The sequence below is a fragment of the Kumtagia sp. genome, from assembly GCF_059502445.1.
Window position 1 is genome coordinate 1 of record NZ_JCACER010000034.1, and the last position, 5,284, is coordinate 5,284.

Genomic DNA, 5,284 nt, shown 5'->3' on the forward strand with positions numbered 1-5,284 from the left:
GACGCAGAGCTGTCTGCCGCTCCGATACAACTCATATGCGATAGCCCTGCCCTTGAGGGGAGGGGTTAGGGGTGGGATACCAGGCCACGCGATGTTTCCAGAATTCCCTATGCGATAGCCCTCCAGGGATGGGAAGCCGGAGGATGGTCGCGTGGCAGAAAAGCCACGCCGGCCCGCGGTCTTCCCGGACAACCGAGATTCCGCTGGCGCCAGCCCCAAGTCGCGGCCTAGAAGGCGCGCGTCTTCCGCCCCCCTCACGGCATTGCAACACAATCGTAACCGCGATCCCGTAAGAGTTTAGCGACCAGAACCCGAGAGTCCCGCCTTGCGATCCGCGCTCCTTTGCCTTGCCATGTTCTTCGCCATCGTCGTCTGCGGTCTCGGCGTCTACTCGGTCGATGCCGGCAGCGACACCGTCGTCGACGGCTACGGGGTCGTCGCCGAGCACTGATGCCGGCGGCGCCCCATCCGCGCGCCCGCCTCAGATCACCACGAAATCGGCTGTGGTGATGCCGAGGCCGGGGTCGAGCTTCGCGAACAGCACGCCGCCGCCGGCCGCATTGCCGTTGAAGTCGTAATAGAGCTCGCCCGTATCGGTCTCGTAGATGATGCGGTCGGAAGCATCCTGCGCCAGCCCAGTCGTGTTCGCCCGGAACGCCGCGGCCGCCAGCGTGCCGAGCGTCGTCAGCGCCGTGAACACGGCGTTGTCGAGCTGGACGGTGTCGTCGAGCTGGACGGTGTCGTCGGCGAAGATGAAGTCGGTGATGGTGTCGACATTGCTGGCGGCGTTCAGCGCCGAGCTGAAGATGAAGACGTCCTTGCCGCCGCCGCCGGCCAGCGTGTCGTTGCCGTTGTAGCCCTTGATGACGTCGTTGCCGGCGCCGCCGGAAATCACGTTGATGCCGTTGGTGCCGAACAGATTGTCGGAGAAATCCGAGCCTGTCAGGTTTTCGATCGAGTTGAAGGTGTCGCCCTTGGCGTCGCCGGTGTTGAGCGTCGAATTGGCGAGGCTGACGGTGAGGCCGCCCTTGGCCGTCGTATAGGCGGCGCGGTCGGTGCCGGCGCCGCCGCTGAGATAGTCGGCGCCGGCGCCGCCCATCAGCGTGTCGTTGCCGTCGCCGCCGAGCAGCGTGTCGTTGCCGGCTCCCGCATAGATGCGGTCGTTGCCGCCCTCGCCGCGCACCTCGCCGGCGACGACCGTGCCGAGCCGGCCGTCGTAGAGATCGCCGCCGCCGCCCAGCCAGATGTCGCCGACCATCTTGCCGCTGTTGATGATGGTGTCTACAGACGGCGACTCGACCATCTTGCCACCCACCTGGGTGATCGAGACGAAAGAGCCCCAGGGCAGCGTGCCGAGGTTCGGATCGACCGTTGCGCCCTCACCACCGATGATCGTGCCCGAATTGTTCAGCGTGAACTTGCCGGCGAAATTGATGTTGCTCACGCCGATCGATCCCGCCGTGATCGTCCCCGAGTTCGTCATCGATGAAATGCTGGTCATGTCGCCGCCGGCGAACCCGACTGCGGTCCCCTTGTTGACCGTAGCCACGATCTCGCCGTCGTTCACGACGCTCCCGGAATTTCCGATGATGCCTATCGCCGCTATGGGCCTCGCGGCCAGCCCCAGGCCGACGACCTTCCCGGTCTCGCCGATATGGATGGTGTTGTTGGATTTCCCGATGTCGCCCAGGATGATCACTGGCTCGCCGCCCGCCGCCACGGTGCCGTCCACCACCACCGTGTGATCGGATCCCGTACCCCTCACGATGGCGGCGACATAGATGTCTTCCCCGACATACAGGCTGTCGGTCGTCGTGAGATCGATAGGTGTACCGGTATTCTCGAAAGGAATCTGCCAGGCCATGTCCCCAACCCTCCGGGTTCGATCGGTTGCCGTAAACGGACCCATTCTACGGAGGATTGTAACGGGACGATGCCGGCCGGCGCCGCGTTTGAAGCGGCGTCAGACCGTTGCCGCGATCAGCCGCTTCTGCCCGCCCTCGGCGACGAAGGCGGTGAGCACGCCGGAGCGCCAGGCGCCGGTGTCGACGTTCACGCGATTGGCCAGCAGTTCCGGCACGCGCGTGATGGTGTGGCCGTGCACCACCACTTTCGGATGCAGCCCGGCATGATGCAGGAAGCCCTCGCGGATCCAGACGAGGTCGTCCGGATGCTGCAAGTCCACCGGCACGCCCGGCCGTATGCCGGCATGGCAGAAGAAGAAGTCGCCGAAGGAGACGCCGAAGCCGCGCGAGCGCAGGAAATCGGCGTGGCCGGCCGGCACGGCCTGCACGAGATCGGCGTGGAAGCGCCCGAGGTCGCGGGTCGGCCCGAACGACACGCCGTAGGATGCGGCGGTTTCGATCCCGCCATATTGCATGAACAGCGAATCCATCGACGGCCGGGCGAGGAAGTCGAGAAGGCCGATGTCGTGATTGCCGGCGAGCGTGACGATGCGCGGGTCGGCCGCGCCGGCGGCGATCAGGAAGTCGATCACGCCGCGCGATGACGGGCCGCGGTCGACATAGTCGCCGAGATGGATGATGCGCCAGTCGGCCGGCCGGTCGCGCGCGATCTCGGCGCGGATCGTCCCCAGCATCCTCTCCAGCAGGTCGAGCCGGCCGTGCACGTCGCCGATGGCGTAGAGGCGCATGCCCTCCGGCGCGCGGGCGGCCTCGAGATGGACGCCCTCAGCCATCGGCCTGGTCGTCCACCACCAGGATATGCAGCGCGCGCGGCCCGTGCGCGCCGAGGATCAGCTTCTGCTCGATGTCGCCGGAGCGCGACGGGCCGGAGATCAAATTGACGGTGCGCGGCATGGCGCCCTTGCCGTAGCGGTCCCGCACCTTCGCCAGCGCGCTCTCCAGGTCGCCTTCGATGTCGGCGGCGTCGACCACCACGATATGGTGATCGGTGAGGAAATTGATGGTGGTCGGGTTGTCCGGCCCGGACGTGAGCAGCAATGTCCCCGTCTCGGCGATGCCGCCGCCGGCATGGCTGACGCCGACCGCGTCGTCGCCGTCGGAGGCGCCGCGGCGCAGTTCCAGCGTCTTCTGCCCGGCCCAGGGCATTGCCTCCAGCCGCGCGTCCGCGCCCATGCGCACCGAGGCCGGCAGGTTGCGCTCGCGCAGATAGGCGGCGACCCTCCCGGGCACTTCGTCGTAGCCTGCCACGCGCTCGACGCTGGCGAGCAGCTTTTCGGCCATCGTGCGGAACAACGCGACCCGCTCGGCCCGCGGCAGCTGCCCCCGCGCCGGGATCACCCCCAGGGGCGCGGCTTTGAGCCGCTCGGCCACCGCCTGCCGCCGAGCCGGGTCGTCGCCGGCCCCGAGCGATTGCCGCACCTTTGCGAGGATGGCGTCACGGCCGGTCATGCGGGCATTTTCCTTTACACGCAGCACCCGGCTCCAGCCCCGCTGTCCTGAGCTTGTCGACCGGGCTGGACGTCTCCCCCTTGAAGGCGGGGCTATCGCAGCTGGGTTTACCCCCACCCCTTACCCCTCCCCTCAAGGGCGAGGGGGACTGTCTTGCGTCTCCGCCAGCCGCAAATCGTCTATGGCTTTGCGCTGCATGGCGGACGCAAGATCCCCCTCCCCCTTGAGGGGAGGGGTTAGGGGTGGGGGTATGAAGCCAGGCGACGCTTCGGGAATTTCCATATGCGATAACCTTGCCCTTGCGGGGGAGATGTCCGGCCCGTTCGACAAGCTCAGGACAGAGGGGGGTGCGAAGGCACGCCGAGCCGAAAACCATCACCGCGCCCGCCTGTCCCGCGCCACCTGCTGCATGAACGTCCGCCCCTGCGGCGCCGGGAGATCGCGAAACTCCGTCCATCCTCCCGCCAGCGGCAGTTTCGTGAACCGACCCTTGCGGCGGCCGAACGCCGACAGCAGCGGCGCCACCAGCCCGGTCACCGCCCTGTAAAGCCGTGGCCGCCGCGCGAAGAACGCCCAGAGCTTCAGGCCGCTGCGCTGCACCGCCGGGTTCAGCCCCCGCTCGAACTCGCGCTCGCGCCAGTGCCGCATCATCTTGGGCAGCGGTATCTTCATCGGGCACACGCTTTCGCAGCGCCCGCAGAAGGTCGAGGCATTGGGCAGGTGCCCGCCCTTGTCGACGCCGATCAGCGACGGCGTCAGCACTGCGCCCATCGGCCCGGGATAGACCCAGCCATAGGCGTGGCCGCCGACCGCGTGGTAGACCGGGCAGTGGTTCATGCAGGCGCCGCAGCGGATGCAGCGCAGCATGTCCTGGAACTCGGTGCCGAGCATCGCCGAGCGGCCGTTGTCGATGAGCACGACATGGTATTGCTCCGGCCCGTCCGGATCGCCCGGCCGGCGCGGCCCGGTCGACAGCGTCGTGTAGACGCTCATCTCCTGCCCTGTCGCCGAGCGCGCCAGCACACGCAGGATCTGCGCGGCGTCTTCGAGCGTCGGCACGATCTTCTCGATCGAGGCGACCACCACATGCACCTTGGGCAGGATCTGCGTCAGGTCGCCATTGCCCTCATTGGTGACGATGATCGAGGTGCCCGTCTCGGCGACCAGGAAGTTGGCGCCGGTGATGCCGACATCGGCGTCGAAATAGGCGGGGCGCAGCACGCGGCGCGCCTCGTAGAGCAGCGCTTCGTGCTCGGAAAGATCGCGATCGGCCGGCAGGTGGCCGTGCACGCGGCGGAAGTCCGCCTCCACCTGGTCCTTGGTGAGGTGCACCGCCGGCGCGATGATGTGGCTGGGATGCTCGCCGCGCAACTGGATGATGTATTCGCCGAGGTCGGTCTCAACCGGACGGATGCCGTTCTCCTCCAGGAAGCCGTTGAGGGCGATCTCCTCGGTGATCATCGACTTGCCCTTGGTGACGGTTTTCGCGCCCGCCGCCCGACAGATGTCGAGAACGATCCTGCGCGCATCCGCGGCCGTCTCGGCCCAGTGCACATGGCCGCCCGCCTCCCGCACCTTCTCCTCATAGGCTTCGAGATAGAGGTCGAGATTGTCCAGCGCATGGTTCTTGATGGCGCGGGCGGAGTCGCGCAGCCGGTCGAATTCCGGCAGCGCCTGCACCGCCTTGAGCCGCTTGTCGATGAAGCCGGAGCGCACATTGTCCAGCGCCTTCTGCAGCTCGGCGTCGCCAAGCGCGGCATGGGCGTTCCGCTTGAAGGCGGGCGAGGTTATCTGCATGGGCGGGGTCCCCTTGCAGAACTGCTGGACCTGCGCATCTTCGCACCCCCCTCTGTCCTGAGATGGCATAATTGCTCTTGTTGGGGGCTGCGGTTGCTCCCAACACTTCGGTT

The 5,284-nt window shown here is 67.2% G+C and carries 5 protein-coding genes; 1 reads left to right on the top strand and 4 read right to left on the bottom strand.

The window, feature by feature from the left end; all coding sequences use genetic code 11:
* The first annotated feature begins 325 nt into the window (after positions 1-325).
* A complete protein-coding gene (locus AC5JDC_RS13370; protein ID WP_280954223.1) occupies positions 326-451 on the top strand; it encodes a hypothetical protein in 126 nt (41 codons plus the stop codon).
* Positions 452-481: 30 nt separating this feature from the next.
* Here the strand turns inward: AC5JDC_RS13370 and AC5JDC_RS13375 are convergent, their stop codons facing one another.
* The 4 genes from AC5JDC_RS13375 to AC5JDC_RS13390 form a co-directional block, all read right to left on the bottom strand.
* Positions 482-1,864 carry a calcium-binding protein gene (locus tag AC5JDC_RS13375; RefSeq protein WP_495841767.1) on the bottom strand — a complete coding sequence of 461 codons (1,383 nt, stop codon included), beginning with the start codon at positions 1,862-1,864 and terminating at the stop codon, positions 482-484.
* Between the two features lie 99 nt (positions 1,865-1,963).
* Positions 1,964-2,698: a metallophosphoesterase gene (locus AC5JDC_RS13380; RefSeq protein ID WP_495841768.1), complete on the bottom strand. Its 735-nt coding sequence runs from the start codon at positions 2,696-2,698 to the stop codon at positions 1,964-1,966.
* Positions 2,691-3,374 (bottom strand): LutC/YkgG family protein, encoded by a 684-nt coding sequence (locus AC5JDC_RS13385; protein WP_495841769.1) that lies wholly within the window; start codon positions 3,372-3,374, stop codon positions 2,691-2,693. Before AC5JDC_RS13385 ends, AC5JDC_RS13380 begins: the two co-directional genes overlap by 8 nt.
* Positions 3,375-3,749: 375 nt before the next feature.
* Entirely contained in the window at positions 3,750-5,171 is a 1,422-nt protein-coding gene (locus AC5JDC_RS13390) for a LutB/LldF family L-lactate oxidation iron-sulfur protein (protein WP_495841770.1), read from the bottom strand.
* Between the last annotated feature and the right edge of the window lie 113 nt (positions 5,172-5,284).

What these genes read in the sequence shown, in the direction of transcription:
- AC5JDC_RS13385 (WP_495841769.1), bottom strand. Translation starts at nt 3,374, where the DNA reads ATGACCGGCCGTGACGCCATCCTCGCAAAGGTGCGGCAATCGCTCGGG.
- AC5JDC_RS13390 (WP_495841770.1), bottom strand. Translation starts at nt 5,171, where the DNA reads ATGCAGATAACCTCGCCCGCCTTCAAGCGGAACGCCCATGCCGCGCTT.
- AC5JDC_RS13375 (WP_495841767.1), bottom strand. Translation starts at nt 1,864, where the DNA reads ATGGCCTGGCAGATTCCTTTCGAGAATACCGGTACACCTATCGATCTC.
- AC5JDC_RS13380 (WP_495841768.1), bottom strand. Translation starts at nt 2,698, where the DNA reads ATGGCTGAGGGCGTCCATCTCGAGGCCGCCCGCGCGCCGGAGGGCATG.